Genomic DNA, 16,024 nt, shown 5'->3' on the forward strand with positions numbered 1-16,024 from the left:
TGGCCTGCGCCTGGAAGCCCCACCGTCCGTCGCGAATCCATCCACATTGACCCGCATCAACATGCGGCTCCCAAAAATCGCCACCATGGATGACGTTTCAACTCACATGAGGCATTCACCATGTTCAAGCGAATCCTGATTCCTGTGGATGGCAGCGACACTTCCAACAAGGCCCTTGTCGCCGGCCTGGCGATGGCGCGCGAGACCAGTGCCAGCGTACGGCTGCTGCACGCCTTCAATGAGGCAGCTTATCTGGGCGGAGTCGACCCCTATGGCACCTGGTCGGCTGATCTGGTTGGCATGATGCGCGAGAGCGGCGCCAAGGTCCTGACGGATGCCACGGCCATCGCCGAATCGGCCGGGGTCACGGCAAGCCAGGTGCTTTGTGATGAACCGGGCAAGCGCCTGGGAGAGTCGGTGGCAGAGGCGGCCAGGCTCTGGGGCGCCGATCTCATCGTGGTCGGCTCCCACGGCCGACGCGGCCTGGGGCGGGTGCTGCTGGGCAGTGGCGCCGAGCAGATCCTGAGGCTGGCGCCGGTGCCTGTTCTGGTCGTCCGCGATTCACCGTCAGCGCAGGCTTAAACGAAAAATAGCTGCAAGGCATGAAAAACGTGCGCGAATAGCTATCAAAACAATAGCACTCCTCGGAGCGGAATATCGTCGCCATGTCGACCACGCGCCAGGCCGGGCGTCAGCTTTCATTTGACGCGCTGGCGGCCTGCCGTTGTTGTTCTCTGTCTGCCAGCAAGTCGACAAAGGCACGGACCTTCGCGGGACGAAAGCGCGCGGCCGGAAACACGGCATGGATGCCGCCAGAAGGCAGGCGCCATTGCGGCAGGACCTGTATGAGACGGCCGGCCGCAAGATCACCCGCTACCGCATAGTCCGGCAGCACCGAAAGCCCCGCGCCGTGGAACACGGCTTCGCGCACGGCAAGCGTGGCGTCGAGAAAAATCGAGGCCTGCACGCTAACGGCCTGGCGCTCACCCTCGTTGAGCGAGAAATTCCATGTCAGGTGGTCGCGAAGAGCGGTGTTGGCGATGAAGGGAAGGCCGGCGATCTCTTGCGGGGCGGTCAGCCGCGCCAATTGCGGCTTCATGGCCGGCGACGCCACGAGCAGTTGCCGGAAAGAACCAATTTTTCGCGCCTGCAGGCTGGTTTCAGCAAGCCAGCCGACACGTATCGCCAGTTCGATGTTGCCCGACATGAGGTCCAGCGTCTGGTCGGTGAGGACGGCATCGACCTTGCACGCGGAGTAGCGCCGGGTAAAGGCGGCGATGGCAGGCACCACCACGCCGACACCATAGTCGAAAGGCGCGGTGAGCCGCAGCATGCCGGACGGCTCCGCCGAGGTTTCGGCAAGGTCGTCGAAGGCGTCCCCGGCCTCGCGCAGAATCAGTGCGCAACGCAGGTAGAAGGCTTGCCCCAGTTCGGTGGGCTGCACCTTGCGTGTGGTGCGGACGAGCAGCGATGTCCGGAATTCACGCTCCAGCCGCGCAACCTGCTGGCTGACCACGGCCTTGGTGATCCCCAAGCGATCCGCAGCCGCGGTGAAGGAGCCGGTTTCCACCACCGCCGCAAAGTAGGCCAGGCGCCTCAGGTTTCCCAGTCCGCCGAGGCCGCCCTCGTCTTGATTGTTTGCTTTAAACATACATTGTGTTTATCAGAGATGTATTTAACAGTCAATGGATAGTGCCTACGATCACAGCCAGTGAGCAAAAAACCCATGACCAAAACCCTCCATTACCTGTTCGACCCGCTGTGCGGCTGGTGCTACGGCGCCATGCCGGCGCTCTCCGCATTGGCTGAAACTCCCGCTGTCCGCATCGAACTGCTGCCGACCGGGCTGTTCGCGGGCGAGGGCGCACGGCCCATGAACAGTGACTTCGCCGCCTATGCCTGGTCCAACGACCAGCGCATCGAGCGCCTGACGGGGCAAGGCTTCAGCGAGCAGTATCGCGAGCGGGTTCTCGGTGACCACCAACGGCTGTTTGACAGCGGCCCCGCCACGCTGGCGCTCACGGCCGTGTCATTGACGGCACCGGCTCGGGAACTGGAAGCCCTCAAGGCGATCCAGACTGCACGCTATGTGGATGGCCAGGACACGACCTCGCTGGAAACGCTGGCCGCCCTTCTGCAAGGGCTGGGGCTTGAGCAGGCCGCCGCAATGGTGGACAAGCCTGATGAAGATCTTCTCTCGGCCAACCGGGCCCGCATGGATCGCGCCCAGGCCTTGATGCGGGAGTTCGGCGCACACGGCGTGCCTACGCTGGTAGCCGAATCCGGCGCGCAGCGCTGGGTCTTGAATAACGCCGATTTTTATTCCAACCCGAGCGCGCTGGCAGGCGAGCTCGAGGCTGCTTGAGCCCGGCACCGCCTCCACCCCCACAACCCATTTCAGTTAACTGTTCAAGAAGAAGGAAAAACCATGACAACACGAAGAGAAGCAATCAAAACTGTAGCCGGCGCGGCTGTCGCGACGGCCATCTTAGGAGTGAAAAGCGCTATGGCTGCAAATACCAACCTGACCTGGAAACACTTTCCCGCCGGCGAACACGGATTCTTCCGTGCCCCGGTGCTGATCTCCGGCGAACGCGAGGCTGTCCTCATCGACGGGGGCTTTACGCTTCCCGACGGCAAGGCATTGGCCGAGGCCATCAAGGCCACCGGCAAAAAGCTCACGACCATCTACATCAGCCAGAGCGATCCCGACTACTACTTCAGCCTGGCGCCCATCAAGGCGGCGTTTCCCGACGCCAAGGTGATTGCGGCACCGGCCACGATCACGGCCATCAAGGGCAACGTGGAAAAGAAACTGGCAACCTGGGGCCCCCAGCTCAAGGAGAACGGCCCACAGGCGCTGGCGGACATCGTGATGCCCGAAGCCTTCGACGGCCGGTCGCTCACGCTGGAAGGCCAGACCCTCGAAATCGCCGATGCCGATGGCTTGGCCAACCGCCGCTACATCTGGGTGCCTTCGCTGAACGCCATCTTCGGCGGCGTGCTGCTGTTCTCCGGTGTTCACGTGTGGACCGCCGACACGCAGGGCGCCGAGGGCCGTGCCACATGGGTGAAGGCGCTTGACGCCATGGCCGCGCGCAAACCCGCGGTGGTGGTCCCCGGCCACATGGCGGTCACGGCGGCGGTGGACGCAAGCGCGATCAAATACACGCGCGACTACCTCGTGGCTTTCGAGGAAGAGCTGGCCAAGGCCGCGGACAGCGCCGCCCTCATCGCGGCGATGACCAAGCGTTATCCGAATGCCGGCATGGGCGTGGCCCTGCAGATCGGCGCCAAAGTCGCCAAGGGCGAGATGAAGTGGGGTTGAGGCCATGATGTCGAATATCGACATCGTCCGTGCCCACTACGCGGCGTCGGCCCAGGGAAACATCCAGGAGATGATGGCCCATGTCTCGCCCCAGGTACGCTGGACCGAGATGGCAGGCTTCCCCTGCGCGGGCACCTGGGTCGGGCCTCAAGCGGTTGTCGACAACGTCTTTGCCGTGCTGGGCAGGGACTGGATCGGCTATCGCTTCGAACTGCAAAGCCTCATCGACGGTGGTGACCACATCCTCGGGGTGGGGACCTACCACGGCACTTACCGCGCCACGGGAAAGGACATGCAGGCCCGTGTGGCCCATGTCTGGCACCTGCGGGACGGGAAGGTCGTGGCCTTTGAGCAGTTCACGGACACGCTGCTAGTCCGTCAGGCGATGAGCTGATCATCCGGACGCCTGCAAACGAAAAGCCCACTCTCCTCTCGAAGAGTGGGCCTCCATCGACAAAGACTGTTCGTATTTAGAACGGGATATCGTCGTCCATGTCGTCAAAGCCGCTGGCGGCCTTGGCTGCCGGGGCGGGCCGCGGTGCGGCGGCCTGTGGACGTGCCGCAGGTGCGGACTGGCGCGGCGCTTCATAACCGCCGCCGTCATCACCGCCGGGGCCGCCCATGCCCTGACGGCTGCCCAGCATCTGCATCTGGTCGGCACGGATTTCGGTGGTGTACTTTTCCTGGCCGTCCTTGTCGGTCCACTTGCGCGTGCGCAGGCTGCCTTCGACATAGACCTGCGAGCCTTTGCGCAGGTACTGGCCAACGATTTCAGCCAGACGGCCGTTGAACACCACGCGGTGCCATTCGGTGGCCTCCTTCATTTCACCCGTCTGCTTGTCCTTCCACTTGTCAGTGGTGGCAATGGTGACGTTGGCGACCTGGTCACCGCTGGGGAAGCTGCGCATTTCGGGGTCCCGGCCCAGATTGCCGACGACGATAACTTTATTGACGGATGCCATGGGGTGTTCTCCTGATCTAACTTAGAGTTTAACTGGCTGGCCCGGTGCGGCGCCGTGGCCGCCTGTAACAGCGGCGGGCCCGTGCCGGCCAGGCGCTGTCATGGGCCAGGCGACCAATAGCCATAGCAGCATCAGGCCGCCGCACACCGCAAAAAGCCCCTCAGCCCCCTGCGTTTTTGTGATCCAGCCGCCGACGGCCCCGCCGGCAAAAAACCCCAGCGACTGCAAGGTGTTGTAAACCCCGAGCGCAGCGCCGCGGGCATGGGCTGGCGCCACCCGGGAGGCCAGGCTGGGCTGGGTGGCTTCGAGGACGTTGAAACCGCAAAAAAACAGGAACAGCAGCACGGCCAGAATGCCCAGACTGGCCGGCGCCGAGGTAGACGATGCCACCCAAAGCAAGCCCAGCTGAACCAGCAGGACCAGGCCGACAGCCCCCAGGAACACGGCACGCAGATAGCCCCGTTTTTCCAGCGGAAACAGCGTAGCTCCCATCACCCCAAAAGAGGCCAGCACCGCCGGCAGGTAGACCTGCCAATGCGCGGCCTTGTCGAGCCCGGCATTCACCAGCAAAGCCGGGATCGCCACCCACATGGCCAGCTGCACGGCATGCAGCACGAACACGCCGAAATTCAGCCGCAGCAGCGCGGTGTCCTTCAGCACCTCCGCCACGCTGCCGCGCGGCCGGTTGACGTGCTCCACCGGTTCGGGTGGCACCCACCAGACGACCACGGCAATGCCGCCCAGTGCCAGCGCGCCAGTCAGGGCAAACAGCCCGTGCAGGCCGATAGCGCCGGCGAGCAGGGGTGCGGCCAGCAGCGAAAGCGCAAACATCAGGGCAATGCTGCCGCCCACCAGCGCCATGGCCTTGGTACGCACTTCGTCGCGGGTGGAATCGGCCAGCAGCGCCGTAACGGCAGCCGAAATGGCCCCCGCCCCCTGCAACGACCGGCCGGCGATCAGCCAGTTCAGGTCGGGCGCCCAGGCGGCGATCAGGCTGCCAAGCGCAAAAATGACCAGGCCGGAAACAATGACACGCTTGCGCCCCCACCAGTCCGAAGCGATCCCAAAGGGAATTTGCAGGATGCCCTGCGTCAGGCCATAAATACCCATGGCCAGGCCAATCCGGGCCGGGTCATCGCCCCCCGGGTATTTGGCCGCCTCCAGCGCAAACACCGGCAGCACCAAAAAGAGGCCGAGCATGCGAAGCGCAAAGATCGACGCCAGCGAAACGCTGGCGCGCCGCTCGGTAGCGGTCATGGGAAACGACATGGGGGCTGTAGGCGCAGTCAAGGGGATTAAAAGGGCAAAAGCGGCCAAAAAATAGCTAGAAAAGCTCCAAAACAGGGCAATAACCCGGGATTGACCGACTGGGAGCGGCAAGCCCACGGCAGCCCGTGGCTTGCCCAGCCGGCTATTGTGCTTGAAACGGTGCTTCGGTCTATGATGGAGAGTTTTGCGGCTGCCACATCTTGAACTCTCCTGACGACAGCAAATACCTTGCCAAAGTGCTCGCGGCCCAGCGGATCAGCATCCGCGGCGCGCGCACGCACAACCTTAAAAATATCGATCTCGATATTCCGCGCAACCAGCTGGTGGTGATTACCGGCTTGAGCGGTTCGGGCAAGTCGTCTCTCGCCTTTGACACGCTGTACGCCGAAGGCCAGCGCCGCTACGTTGAGAGCCTCTCCACCTATGCGCGGCAGTTCCTGCAGCTCATGGACAAGCCCGACGTGGACATGATCGAAGGCCTGTCGCCTGCGATCTCCATCGAACAGAAGGCCACCTCGCACAACCCGCGCTCCACCGTGGGTACGGTCACTGAAATCCACGATTACCTGCGCCTGCTGTTTGCGCGGGCCGGCACGCCATATTGCCCAAACCACGACCTGCCGCTGCAGGCCCAAAGCGTCAGCGAAATGGTCGACACGGTGCTGGCCCTGCCCGAAGACACCAAGCTGATGATCCTGGCGCCGGTGGCGCGCGACCGCAAGGGCGAATTCGTGGACGTGTTTGCCGAGATGCAGTCGCAAGGCTATGTGCGCTTTCGCGTCGACGGCACGGCCTATGAGTTTGACGACCTGCCCAAGCTCAAAAAAACCGAGAAGCACAACATCGATGTGGTGATTGACCGCATCAAGGTTCGCGCGGACCTGCAGCAACGCCTGGCCGAAAGCTTTGAGGCCGCGCTTCGCCTGGCCGACGGCAAAGCGATTGCCATGGAAATGGACACCGCCAAAGAGCACCTCTTCAGCGCGAAGTTTTCCTGCCCGGTGTGCGACTACTCGCTAAGCGAAATGGAGCCACGGCTCTTCTCTTTCAACTCACCCGTCGGCGCCTGCCCCACCTGTGACGGCCTGGGCCATATGGAATTTTTCGACCCGGCGCGCGTGGTGGCCTTTCCGTCGCTGAGCCTGGCCAGCGGCGCCGTCAAGGGCTGGGACCGGCGCAATGGCTACTACTTCTCGATGCTTGAGAGCCTGGCAAAGCACTACAAATTCGACATCGACGCTGCCTTTGAGAACCTGCCCGACAACGTGCGGCAGGTTGTTCTGTACGGCTCGGGCGAGGAAGAAATCAAGTTCAGCTACGTGATGGATTCGGGCAACTTTGCCGGCAAGAAGATCGCAAAGAAGCATCCTTTCGAAGGCGTCATCACCAACTTCGAGCGGCGCTACCGCGAAACCGACTCTGCCGCCGTGCGCGAAGAACTGTCCCGCTATCGCAGTGTGCAGCCCTGCCCTGACTGCGAAGGGACGCGCCTGCGCACCGAGGCACGCCACGTGTACCTGGTGAGCGCGCCTGAAGACGGCGTTGACGCATCGGTGACCGATGGCACCAAGCCTGGGCGCAAGGCGATCTATGAAATCAGCCACTCAACGTTACGCGAGAGTTTCGGGTATTTCAACACGCTGAAAATGCAGGGCGCCAAGGCCGAAATTGCAGCCAAGGTAGTGCGCGAGATCGGCCTGCGCCTGAAGTTCCTCAACGACGTGGGCCTCAACTACCTCAGCCTGGATCGCAGCGCGGAGACACTGTCGGGTGGCGAGTCCCAGCGCATCCGCCTGGCCTCGCAGATCGGTTCGGGCCTGACCGGCGTGATGTACGTGCTCGACGAACCCAGCATCGGCCTGCACCAGCGCGACAACGACCGCCTGATCGGCACGCTCAAGCATTTGCGCGACATCGGCAACAGCGTGCTGGTGGTCGAGCACGACGAAGACATGATCCGCGCGGCCGACCATGTGATCGACATGGGACCGGGTGCCGGCATCCACGGCGGGCGCGTGATGGCGCAAGGCACATTTGACGAAGTCAAGAACAACCCCGACTCGCTCACGGGCCAGTACCTGGCGCAAACACTGAAGATCGCCGTACCCAAACGCCGCACGCCCTGGCTGCCGACGGTCAAGGCGGTGGAAGCGGCGGAGAAAAAGAAAGCCTCGCGCTTTCCGCAAAGCCCGGCGGCCGAGCGCCGCGCCGCGCGCGAAGCGATCCACCAGGCCACGCTGGGCGACATGCAGGCCTTGCGCGTCGTCAACGCCACCGGCCATAACCTCAAAGGCGTGAGCGTCGAATTCCCGGTGGGCCTGTTGACCTGCGTAACCGGTGTCTCCGGCTCTGGGAAGTCCACACTGGTCAACGACACGTTGTATGCGGCCGTGGCGCGCACGCTGTACCGCGCCCATGAAGAGCCTGCGCCGCACGAAGCGATAGAAGGCATCGAGCATTTCGACAAGGTCATCAACGTTGACCAGTCGCCCATCGGCCGCACGCCGCGCAGCAACCCGGCCACCTACACCGGCCTCTTCACACCGATCCGCGAGCTGATGGCCGAAATGAATACCGCGCGCGAGCGCGGCTACGGCGCCGGGCGATTCAGCTTCAACGTGGCCGGCGGCCGCTGCGAAGCCTGCCAGGGCGACGGCGTGGTCAAGGTCGAAATGCACTTCCTGCCCGACGTGTACGTGCCCTGCGATGTCTGCAAGGGCATGCGCTACAACCGCGAAACACTGGAAGTGCAATACAAGGGCAAGAACATCGCGCAGATCCTGGACCTGACCGTCGAGGTGGCCGCCGAGTTCTTCAAGGCGGTGCCGACGATTGCGCGCAAGCTGCACACCCTGCTCGACGTGGGCCTTTCCTACATCAAGCTGGGCCAGGCCGCGACCACGCTCTCGGGCGGCGAGGCACAGCGCGTCAAGCTTGCGCTGGAATTGAGCAAACGCGACACCGGCCGCACGCTGTACATCCTCGATGAACCGACGACCGGCCTGCACTTTGCCGACATCGATTTGCTGCTCAAGGTATTGCACCAGCTGCGCGACGCGGGCAACACGATTGTGGTGATCGAGCACAACCTGGATGTCATCAAGACGGCCGACTGGCTGATCGACATGGGCCCCGAGGGTGGCGCCGGCGGTGGCACGGTGGTGGGCGTGGGTACGCCGGAAGACATCGCTGCCAATTCGGCCAGCCATACCGGGCGGTACCTGGCGCGCCTGCTCTGAGTTTCCCTGCCACGTCCAGGTGCCTGCCGCGCCCGGACGCGGCCTTCTTTTCACGGAATCCCGGTTTGAACAGCTCCACCTTCTTCACCCAGCGCAAGGTCGTTTTTCTGCTGGCCTCCTTGTGCTGCCTGCTCTGGGGCAGCGCCTATCCGGCCATCAAGAACGGCTATGCGCTGTTTCATATTGCGGCCGACGACATTCCCTCCAAGCTGGTGTTTGCGGGCTGGCGCTTTATTTTTGCCGGCCTGGTGCTGCTGGTGTTTGCGGTCATCAGCAAGAAGCCGGTGTTCCAGCTGGACCGCCGCACCTTCGGCCAGGTGACGCTGGTGGGCCTCACGCAGACGAGCCTGCAGTATGTGTTCTTCTACATCGGCCTGGCGTACGCCACCGGCGTGAAGAGCTCGATCATGAATGCAACGGGCACCTTCTTCAGCGTGCTGCTGGCGCATTACATCTACAAGAATGACCGGCTCAGCTTCAACAAGGTGCTGGGCTGCATGGTGGGCTTTGCCGGCGTGATGGTGGTGAACTTCAGCGAAGGCCTATTGACCTTCGACTTCACGCTGCTGGGCGAAGGCTTTGTGGTGATCGCCGCTTTTGTGCTGTCGGCCGCCAGTATTTACGGCAAGAAGGTGTCGCAGCGCGTGGATTCGGTGGTACTGACAGGCTGGCAATTGGCCATAGGCGGCCTGGCGCTGCTGCTGATCGGTGTTGCTACCGGCGGAACATTGAGGGGTTTCACGCTTCAGTCCACCCTGTTGATGGTTTACCTCGTGGTGCTGTCGTCCGCGGCGTTCTCGCTGTGGACGATTTTGCTGAAGTACAACCGCGTGAGCATGATCACGGTGTTCAATTTCATGGTGCCGATTTTTGGGACACTGCTGTCGGCGGTGTTTCTGGATGAGCGCTTCCTGGAGTGGAAAAACGGCCTGGCCTTGTTGCTGGTTTGTTATGGGATCTGGCTGGTGACGAAAGAAGAGAAAGTTAGCGGCTGAGCCTGGGTTTTGCGCGCATGCGGCCCCCGGCAGCGATGGCGATGGCGATTGCGATGACAACCAGCACCGCCGCAACCGCGAACGTGACCTGCATGCCGGTGGCAACAGCCCCGGCACCCGCGGTCGTGATGTCCGGCGCTGAGGCAAACGCGAACACGGCCCCCATCGCGGAGGCCCCGGTCATGAGCCCCAGATTGCGCGACAGGTTGAGCATGCCGGAAATGACACCCCGCTGGTCCGAAGGAATATCCGTCATGACAGCGGTGTTGTTGGCGGCCTGGAACAGCTGATATCCCGGGGTCAGGATAAAGATGGCGGCCACGTAGCCCGCAACACCGAACATCGCTGGAAGCGCGGCCAGCGCCGCCGCGCCGGTGGCCACGGCGATGAGCCCGGCGACGGCCATGAACGGCGCACCCAGGCGGTCCACCATGCGGCCGGCCGGGACGCCGCTCAATGCTGAAATGACGGGGCCGACCGACATGACGATACCGACCAGCGCGGCGTTGAGCCCGAGACCACGGGACAGATAAAACGGCCCGACCACAAGCGTCGCCATCATCACGGTCGCAACGAGCGTGTTCATGGCGAGGCTTGCGCTCAAGCCTGGAGCGCGGAACGTCGCGAGCCGGACCAGAGGGGATTTCGCTCTCGATTCGACGAGCACGAAAAAGCTGGCGCCGATAACAGCCGCCAGCAGCAGCGCCATGTTGATCGGACCGAAATGGCCGCGCCCCGTTGTCATGGCCAAGGCGTAGGCCGCGAGTGTCAAGGCCAGCAGCAGTGTGCCCAGGCGATCAAAGCGGGGACGATCTGCCTTCCGCTCCTTGCGATCAACGGGCAAGTAGCGATGCACCAGGAAAAAAGTCAGGATTCCCAGCGGTACGTTGACGAAGAACAGGGCCTGCCAGCCCGATACAGCAATCAGGACACCGCCCAGCGATGGCCCCAGCGCGGTGCCGACCGCAGACATGGTGCCGAGCAGCCCCATGGCACTGCCGGTTCTGGCCTTAGGAACCGCCTCGCCGACAAACGCCATAGTGAGCGCCATCATCACGGCCGCCCCCAGGCCTTGCACAGCCCGGGCGGCAACCAGCAGCCAGAGCGTCGGCGCGATGCCGCACAGGACCGAGGCCACCGAGAACAGGAAGATGCCAGCCAGCAGCAACCGCCGGCGCCCCATCAGGTCCCCCAGCCGTCCGGCACTGACGATCAGGGCGGTGATGGACAGCAGGTAAGCCAGGACCACCCACTGCACTTCCTGAAAAGAGGCGTTGAACGCCTGGGCCAGCGCCGGCAAACCCACGTTGGCGATGCTGGTGCCGAGCGAGGACAGCAGCATGGACAGTGAAAGGCTGGCCAGCACCCATCGGACCGGCGGCGCCGGTTCCGCGTTGGCGTTTGTTGATGGAACAGTGGGTGCAATGGGAGTGGTCAAGATAGTCCAGTGGGCAAAGTGGGCAAGCGGGTAAACAGGTAGAGGGGGTCGTGGTTCCCCGAAATGGAGCTCTCTGGGAGCGTAGTTCTTTACCTGGCATGGCGGAAGACGCATCATTTGCACTTTATGAGTGCGTTTAACGCCATCTCATGGCCAAATTGCGCTATGGTCGATGCATGGCTGCGCCCGATTTCAACCTTCTTGTCACCCTGGATGTGCTGCTCGCGGAAGGCAGCGTGGCGGGCGCAGCCCGGCGCCTGCGGCTGAGCCCGTCAGCGATGAGCCGGGCGCTGGCCCGATTGCGCGAAACAACCGGCGACCCGCTGCTGGTCAGGGCTGGACGCGGCCTTGTTCCCACACCGCGGGCCGTCGAACTCCGTGAGCGCGTCAGTCAGCTTGTGCAAGACGCAGAAGCGGTGCTGCGCCCCGCCAAAAAGCTCAAGCTCAAACAGCTGGTCCGCACGTTCACGCTGCGCACGCGCGAAGGTTTTGTGGAGAACTTCGGGCCAGAGCTTATTGCACGCGTCGCGAATGAAGCACCCGGCGTACGGCTGTGCTTCGTACAGAAGCTCGACAAGGACAGCACACAGCTTCGCGACGGGACCGTCGACCTTGAAACCGGCGTGGTGGGAAAGACGGCGGCACCGGAGCTGCGGGTGCAGGCCTTGTTCCGGGACCGGTTCGTCGGCGTCGTGCGAATGGGACACCCGCTGGGCGAGGGAGAGATCACGCCCGCCCGCTACGCCGCCGGCAGGCATATCGACGTCTCGCGGCGGGGCCAGGGCAAGGGGCCGGTGGATGAAGCCTTGCACCCATTCGGGCTCGAAAGGGAGATCGCCACCATCGTCGGCGGCTTTGCGGCGGCACTGGCACTGGCCCGGTCTTCCGACTTGATCGCCACGGTTCCCGAACGGCATACCGGGAACCTGCGCGCCGGAATGCACAGTTTTGCGCTGCCGGTCTCCACGCCGGAGATCACGGTGTCATTGCTCTGGCATCCGCGGCTGGATGCGGATCCTGGGCATCGGTGGCTACGGGGGTGTGTTCGGGAGGTTTGTGTGAGGCGGCCCCTCGCCTGATCGAGCGGTTGGTGATGTTGTGGCCGAGCTCTTTGCTGAGTCTTGCTGGCCGGGGGTTGCCCGGCATGCAACTCACTTTCTTTTGCTTCGCCAAAAGAAAGTAAGCAAAGAAAAGGCGACCCTGGTTCCTGCGTCCCTTCGCTACGCTACGGGCAACCTGCGGTGCTCGGGCCAGCCGGGGTCAAAAACAACTCGCCTGCGGCTCAAACAAGTTTTTGCCCTGATCCGTCTGGACCTCCGCTCCTCGGTGCATCCACAAGGGGTAATCGGGAACGGGGACCGAATACCAAAGACAAATACCAACAAGGACTCGCCGTGGCGAGTCCTTGTTTCTTCAGGTATTCGGGTTCTTATCTTCGGCTGCTGGTATTCCTTCTCTTCACCCCTTCTGTATGCGCCGAGGAGCGCAGGGCCAGGCGGATCAGGGATCGCGATTGTCTGAGCGAAGCGAGTTCGAGCGAGACCCCGCCTGAACCGAGCACCGCAGGTTGCCCGTAGCGCAGCGGAGGGACGCAGACAGCAGGGTCGCCTTTTCTTTTGCTTACTTTGCTTTTGGCGAAGCAAAAGAAAAGTGAGTAGCTGCCGGGCTACCCCCGGCCAGCAGCTCTCAGCAAAGAGCACCCCGTCGGAACGGGAGCCGACCGCCCCGTCAAGCCCCTCCAGCCAGGAGCGCCGCATTCCCCCCCGCCGCCGTCGTATTCACAGTGACAGTCTGCTCAGCACAAAAGCGATACAGGTAATGCGGCCCACCCGCCTTGGGGCCCGTGCCGGACAGGCCTTCTCCGCCGAAAGGTTGCACCCCCACCACCGCACCGATCATGTTGCGGTTCACATAAATATTGCCTACGTGGGCGCTGGCCGCGAGTGCCTGTGCGCGCGAGTCGATGCGGGTCTGGATACCGAGCGTGAGGCCGTAGCCCAGTGCGTTGATCTGCGCGATCACGGCCTCCGGCGTGGCCAGCTCGCCGCTGCCCCAGCGCACGATCTGCAGCACGGGGCCGAAGATTTCGTCTTTCACTTCGGCCAGGCTGCGTACTTCAAAGGCTGCGGGGGGAATGACATTTGCTATCGAATCAGGAGCTGCTTGCGCTCGTCCTGCATGGCTTACAAGCATTTTTGACGTTGAATTCAGGCGCTGAAGATGCTTCTGGATGTTGTCAAAGGCTTCGCGGTCGATCACCGGACCGACATCCGTCGCCAGGTCGGCTGTCTCGCCCACCACCAGCTCCTGCGCGGCGCCCTTGATCATCTCGATCACGTGGTCGGCAATGCCCTCATGCACACACAGCAGGCGCAGCGCCGAGCAGCGCTGGCCGGCGGAGCGGAACGCACTCTGCACCACCGCGTCGGCCACCTGCTCGGGCAGGGCCGTGCTGTCCACCAGCATGGCGTTGATGCCGCCGGTCTCGGCAATCAGCGGGACGATGGGGCCGTCTTTGGCGGCCAGCGCGCGGTTGATGATCTTGGCGACCTGGGTGGAGCCGGTAAACACCACGCCGGCGACTTGCGGCGCTGCCACCAGCGCGGCGCCCACGGTTTCACCGGCGCCATGCGCCAGTTGCAGCGCGCCTTCGGGCACGCCGGCCTGGTGCAGCAACTTCACAGCCTCCCAAGCCACGCCGGGGGTTTGCTCGGCGGGCTTGGCCATTACAGCGTTGCCGGTGGCCAGTGCCGCCGCAACCTGGCCGGTGAAGATGGCCAGCGGGAAATTCCAGGGGCTGATGCAGACCCAGACGCCGCGCGCCGACAGGCGCAGCTCATTGGTTTCACCTGTGGGGCCGGGCAGCGCGACCGGCTGCATGATGCGTTCGGCCTCGCCCGCGTAGTAGCGCAGGAAGTCCACCGCCTCGCGCACTTCAGACACCGCATCGCCCCAGGTCTTGAAGGCCTCTTTCACCAGCAATGCGCAGAACTTCGGCATCTGCTGCTCCATCGCGGCGGCAGCGCGGCGCAAGATGGCCGCGCGCTCGGCAATGGGCACGTTGCTCCACTTTTGATAGCTGCTTGCGCACGTCGCTATTGCGCTGGCGGCCGATTTGGCATCAAACTCAGGCACGACGGGGACCGGGGTGGTGGCCAACGCGGCCAGCAGCGGTGCGCGCATGCTCTGGACCGTGAGGTCCAGCCCCAGGCTGTTGGGCCGGCCGGGGCCGTATAGGGCCGGCGGCAGCGGCAAAGACGATTCGGGCTCCAGGCGCATCGGTGAGGTCAGCAGCTCGCCCATGCCGACCGACTCGTCGGCCAGCTGGTGCACAAAGGACGAGTTGGCGCCGTTCTCAAGCAGGCGGCGCACCAGGTAAGCAAGCAGGTCGCGGTGGGCGCCCACGGGCGCGTACACGCGGCAGCTGATCAGCGGGTTCTTCAGCACCTCGCGGAAAACGCCCTCGCCCATGCCGTGCAGGCGCTGCAGCTCGAAGGGAACTGCGTTGCGCGACGCCATCTGCAAAATCGCGGCAATGGTGGCGGCGTTGTGGCCGGCAAACTGCGGGTAAATGGCGTCGGGCGCGGCCAGCAAAGCCTGCGCACAGGCCAGGTACGACACATCGGTGTGGTGCTTGTGCGTGAACACCGGGTAGTGCGGCAAGCCCATCTCTTGTGCGCGCTTGATTTCCGAATCCCAGTACGCACCCTTGACCAGGCGGCACATCAGGCGCAGCCTGTATTTGCGGGCGACGGTGGCGATGTGCTCAATCAACTCCAGCGCGCGGGTCTGGTAGGCCTGCATGGCCAAGCCAAAGCCCTGCCACTGCGGGTGGTGCTTTGCCACCAGCGCAGCCAGGGCTTCAAACACATCCAGCGAGAGCTCGAGCCTGTCGACCTCTTCGGCGTCGATGGTGAGGTTGATATTGGCCCGGGCCGACAGCTCGCACAGCCCCCAGACGCGCGGTACCAGCTCGGCCATCACGCGTTCGCGCTGGGCGTCTTCGTAGCGCGGGTGCAGCGCGCTGAGCTTGATGGATATACCGTCGTTTTGCTCGGTAGCACCCATTGGACGAGCGCCAGCAGCTATTGATTTGATAGCGTTTGTGTAACTGGCGAGATAGCGCAGCGCGTCGGCATCGGTACGCGCACCCTCGCCCAGCATGTCGTAGCTGAAACGCAGGTTGGGGATTTTTTTGCGGCTGTCATCGGCCTCGGCCATCGCATCGGCAATGGTTTGCCCGAGCACAAACTGCCGGCCGAGCAGCTGCACGGCACGCAAGGTCGCCGCCACCACCGTGCGCGCGCCCAGCTTGCTCATGATGTGGGCCTGGCCGCCTTCCGGCAGGAATTTCTTGGACATGGCGATGGCCGAGGCCGACAGGCGAGCCATTACACCGTCGCCAGCGCTGTCGAAATCGGCGCGGCCGAGCTGGTCAGCCGTCAGGGCAATCGCGGTTTCGGCGTCCGGCACACGCAACAAGGCTTCGGCCAGCCGCATCAGGGCCAAGCCCTCCGCGCTGGAGATCGGGTATTCCTTGAGCAGGCTTTCCATCGCCCAGAACGGCGGCGGGTTGTCACGCACGGCCTGCACCCAGGGCTGGGCGGAGTGCGCCGCAGCCGCCCAGTCGAGCGCCCCGGCGAAGCGCTGCAGGTGCGCCGCCACGATGTCGGCTTCGGGGCGGTACGGGAAGGGCAGGCGCGGAGATGCAGGCTTCAAGTGATTCATGGAGGTTTTCACGGTAAATGGCGGTTATTCAGTCAATACGATGATGTTCTGTTGAATTCAGCAGA

Annotated in this window: 12 protein-coding genes; 7 read left to right on the forward strand and 5 right to left on the reverse strand. The window is 63.5% G+C overall.

Annotated features, from left to right (window positions below):
- Nucleotides 1-120: 120 nt before the first annotated feature.
- Nucleotides 121-582, forward strand: coding sequence for a universal stress protein (locus AC1DWQ_RS06055; RefSeq protein WP_477668813.1), 462 nt, complete (start codon nucleotides 121-123; stop codon nucleotides 580-582).
- Between the two features lie 109 nt (nucleotides 583-691).
- Here the strand turns inward: AC1DWQ_RS06055 and AC1DWQ_RS06060 are convergent, their stop codons facing one another.
- On the reverse strand, nucleotides 692-1,651 hold the full coding sequence (locus AC1DWQ_RS06060; RefSeq protein WP_477668814.1) for a LysR family transcriptional regulator: 960 nt from the start codon (nucleotides 1,649-1,651) through the stop codon (nucleotides 692-694).
- Nucleotides 1,652-1,726: 75 nt separating this feature from the next.
- On the opposite strand from AC1DWQ_RS06060, the gene AC1DWQ_RS06065 reads away from it, so the two are divergent.
- The 3 genes from AC1DWQ_RS06065 to AC1DWQ_RS06075 all read left to right on the forward strand — a co-directional run bounded on the left by AC1DWQ_RS06065 (nucleotide 1,727) and on the right by AC1DWQ_RS06075 (nucleotide 3,722).
- On the forward strand, nucleotides 1,727-2,365 hold the full coding sequence (locus tag AC1DWQ_RS06065; RefSeq protein ID WP_477668815.1) for a DsbA family protein: 639 nt from the start codon (nucleotides 1,727-1,729) through the stop codon (nucleotides 2,363-2,365).
- A gap of 63 nt (nucleotides 2,366-2,428) precedes the next feature.
- Entirely contained in the window at nucleotides 2,429-3,328 is a 900-nt protein-coding gene (locus tag AC1DWQ_RS06070; protein ID WP_477668816.1) for an MBL fold metallo-hydrolase, read from the forward strand.
- 4 nt (nucleotides 3,329-3,332) lie between these two features.
- Entirely contained in the window at nucleotides 3,333-3,722 is a 390-nt protein-coding gene (locus AC1DWQ_RS06075; protein ID WP_477668817.1) for a nuclear transport factor 2 family protein, read from the forward strand.
- A 76-nt stretch (nucleotides 3,723-3,798) separates the two neighbouring features.
- Here the strand turns inward: AC1DWQ_RS06075 and ssb are convergent, their stop codons facing one another.
- Nucleotides 3,799-4,290 (reverse strand): single-stranded DNA-binding protein, encoded by a 492-nt coding sequence (gene ssb / locus AC1DWQ_RS06080; RefSeq protein WP_477668818.1) that lies wholly within the window; start codon nucleotides 4,288-4,290, stop codon nucleotides 3,799-3,801.
- Nucleotides 4,291-4,311: 21 nt separating this feature from the next.
- Nucleotides 4,312-5,547: an MFS transporter gene (locus AC1DWQ_RS06085; protein WP_477668819.1), complete on the reverse strand. Its 1,236-nt coding sequence runs from the start codon at nucleotides 5,545-5,547 to the stop codon at nucleotides 4,312-4,314.
- 212 nt (nucleotides 5,548-5,759) lie between these two features.
- Here AC1DWQ_RS06085 and uvrA point away from each other — a divergent pair, with 212 nt between their 5' ends.
- Nucleotides 5,760-8,798, forward strand: coding sequence for an excinuclease ABC subunit UvrA (uvrA, locus tag AC1DWQ_RS06090; protein ID WP_477668820.1), 3,039 nt, complete (start codon nucleotides 5,760-5,762; stop codon nucleotides 8,796-8,798).
- Nucleotides 8,799-8,863: 65 nt separating this feature from the next.
- A complete protein-coding gene (locus AC1DWQ_RS06095; protein WP_477668821.1) occupies nucleotides 8,864-9,793 on the forward strand; it encodes a DMT family transporter in 930 nt (309 codons plus the stop codon).
- Here AC1DWQ_RS06095 and AC1DWQ_RS06100 read toward each other — a convergent pair.
- The gene (locus AC1DWQ_RS06100; protein WP_477668822.1) at nucleotides 9,783-11,231 is read right to left on the reverse strand and encodes an MFS transporter; all 1,449 of its coding nucleotides are present in this window, start codon (nucleotides 11,229-11,231) and stop codon (nucleotides 9,783-9,785) included. The genes AC1DWQ_RS06095 and AC1DWQ_RS06100 overlap by 11 nt on opposite strands.
- A gap of 176 nt (nucleotides 11,232-11,407) precedes the next feature.
- Here AC1DWQ_RS06100 and AC1DWQ_RS06105 point away from each other — a divergent pair, with 176 nt between their 5' ends.
- A complete protein-coding gene (locus AC1DWQ_RS06105) occupies nucleotides 11,408-12,310 on the forward strand; it encodes a LysR family transcriptional regulator (RefSeq protein WP_477668935.1) in 903 nt (300 codons plus the stop codon).
- A 649-nt stretch (nucleotides 12,311-12,959) separates the two neighbouring features.
- Here the strand turns inward: AC1DWQ_RS06105 and AC1DWQ_RS06110 are convergent.
- The gene (locus tag AC1DWQ_RS06110; RefSeq protein ID WP_477668823.1) at nucleotides 12,960-15,959 is read right to left on the reverse strand and encodes an L-glutamate gamma-semialdehyde dehydrogenase; all 3,000 of its coding nucleotides are present in this window, start codon (nucleotides 15,957-15,959) and stop codon (nucleotides 12,960-12,962) included.
- Nucleotides 15,960-16,024: the final 65 nt, after the last annotated feature.

Source organism: Polaromonas sp. P2_G11, assembly GCF_056403595.1.

Coding starts and splice junctions, on each gene's coding strand:
- AC1DWQ_RS06055 (WP_477668813.1), top strand. CDS start 121: ATGTTCAAGCGAATCCTGATTCCTGTGGATGGCAGCGACACTTCCAAC.
- AC1DWQ_RS06060 (WP_477668814.1), bottom strand. CDS start 1,651: ATGTTTAAAGCAAACAATCAAGACGAGGGCGGCCTCGGCGGACTGGGA.
- AC1DWQ_RS06065 (WP_477668815.1), top strand. CDS start 1,727: ATGACCAAAACCCTCCATTACCTGTTCGACCCGCTGTGCGGCTGGTGC.
- AC1DWQ_RS06070 (WP_477668816.1), top strand. CDS start 2,429: ATGACAACACGAAGAGAAGCAATCAAAACTGTAGCCGGCGCGGCTGTC.
- AC1DWQ_RS06075 (WP_477668817.1), top strand. CDS start 3,333: ATGATGTCGAATATCGACATCGTCCGTGCCCACTACGCGGCGTCGGCC.
- ssb (WP_477668818.1), bottom strand. CDS start 4,290: ATGGCATCCGTCAATAAAGTTATCGTCGTCGGCAATCTGGGCCGGGAC.
- AC1DWQ_RS06085 (WP_477668819.1), bottom strand. CDS start 5,547: ATGACCGCTACCGAGCGGCGCGCCAGCGTTTCGCTGGCGTCGATCTTT.
- AC1DWQ_RS06105 (WP_477668935.1), top strand. CDS start 11,408: ATGGCTGCGCCCGATTTCAACCTTCTTGTCACCCTGGATGTGCTGCTC.
- AC1DWQ_RS06110 (WP_477668823.1), bottom strand. CDS start 15,959: ATGAATCACTTGAAGCCTGCATCTCCGCGCCTGCCCTTCCCGTACCGC.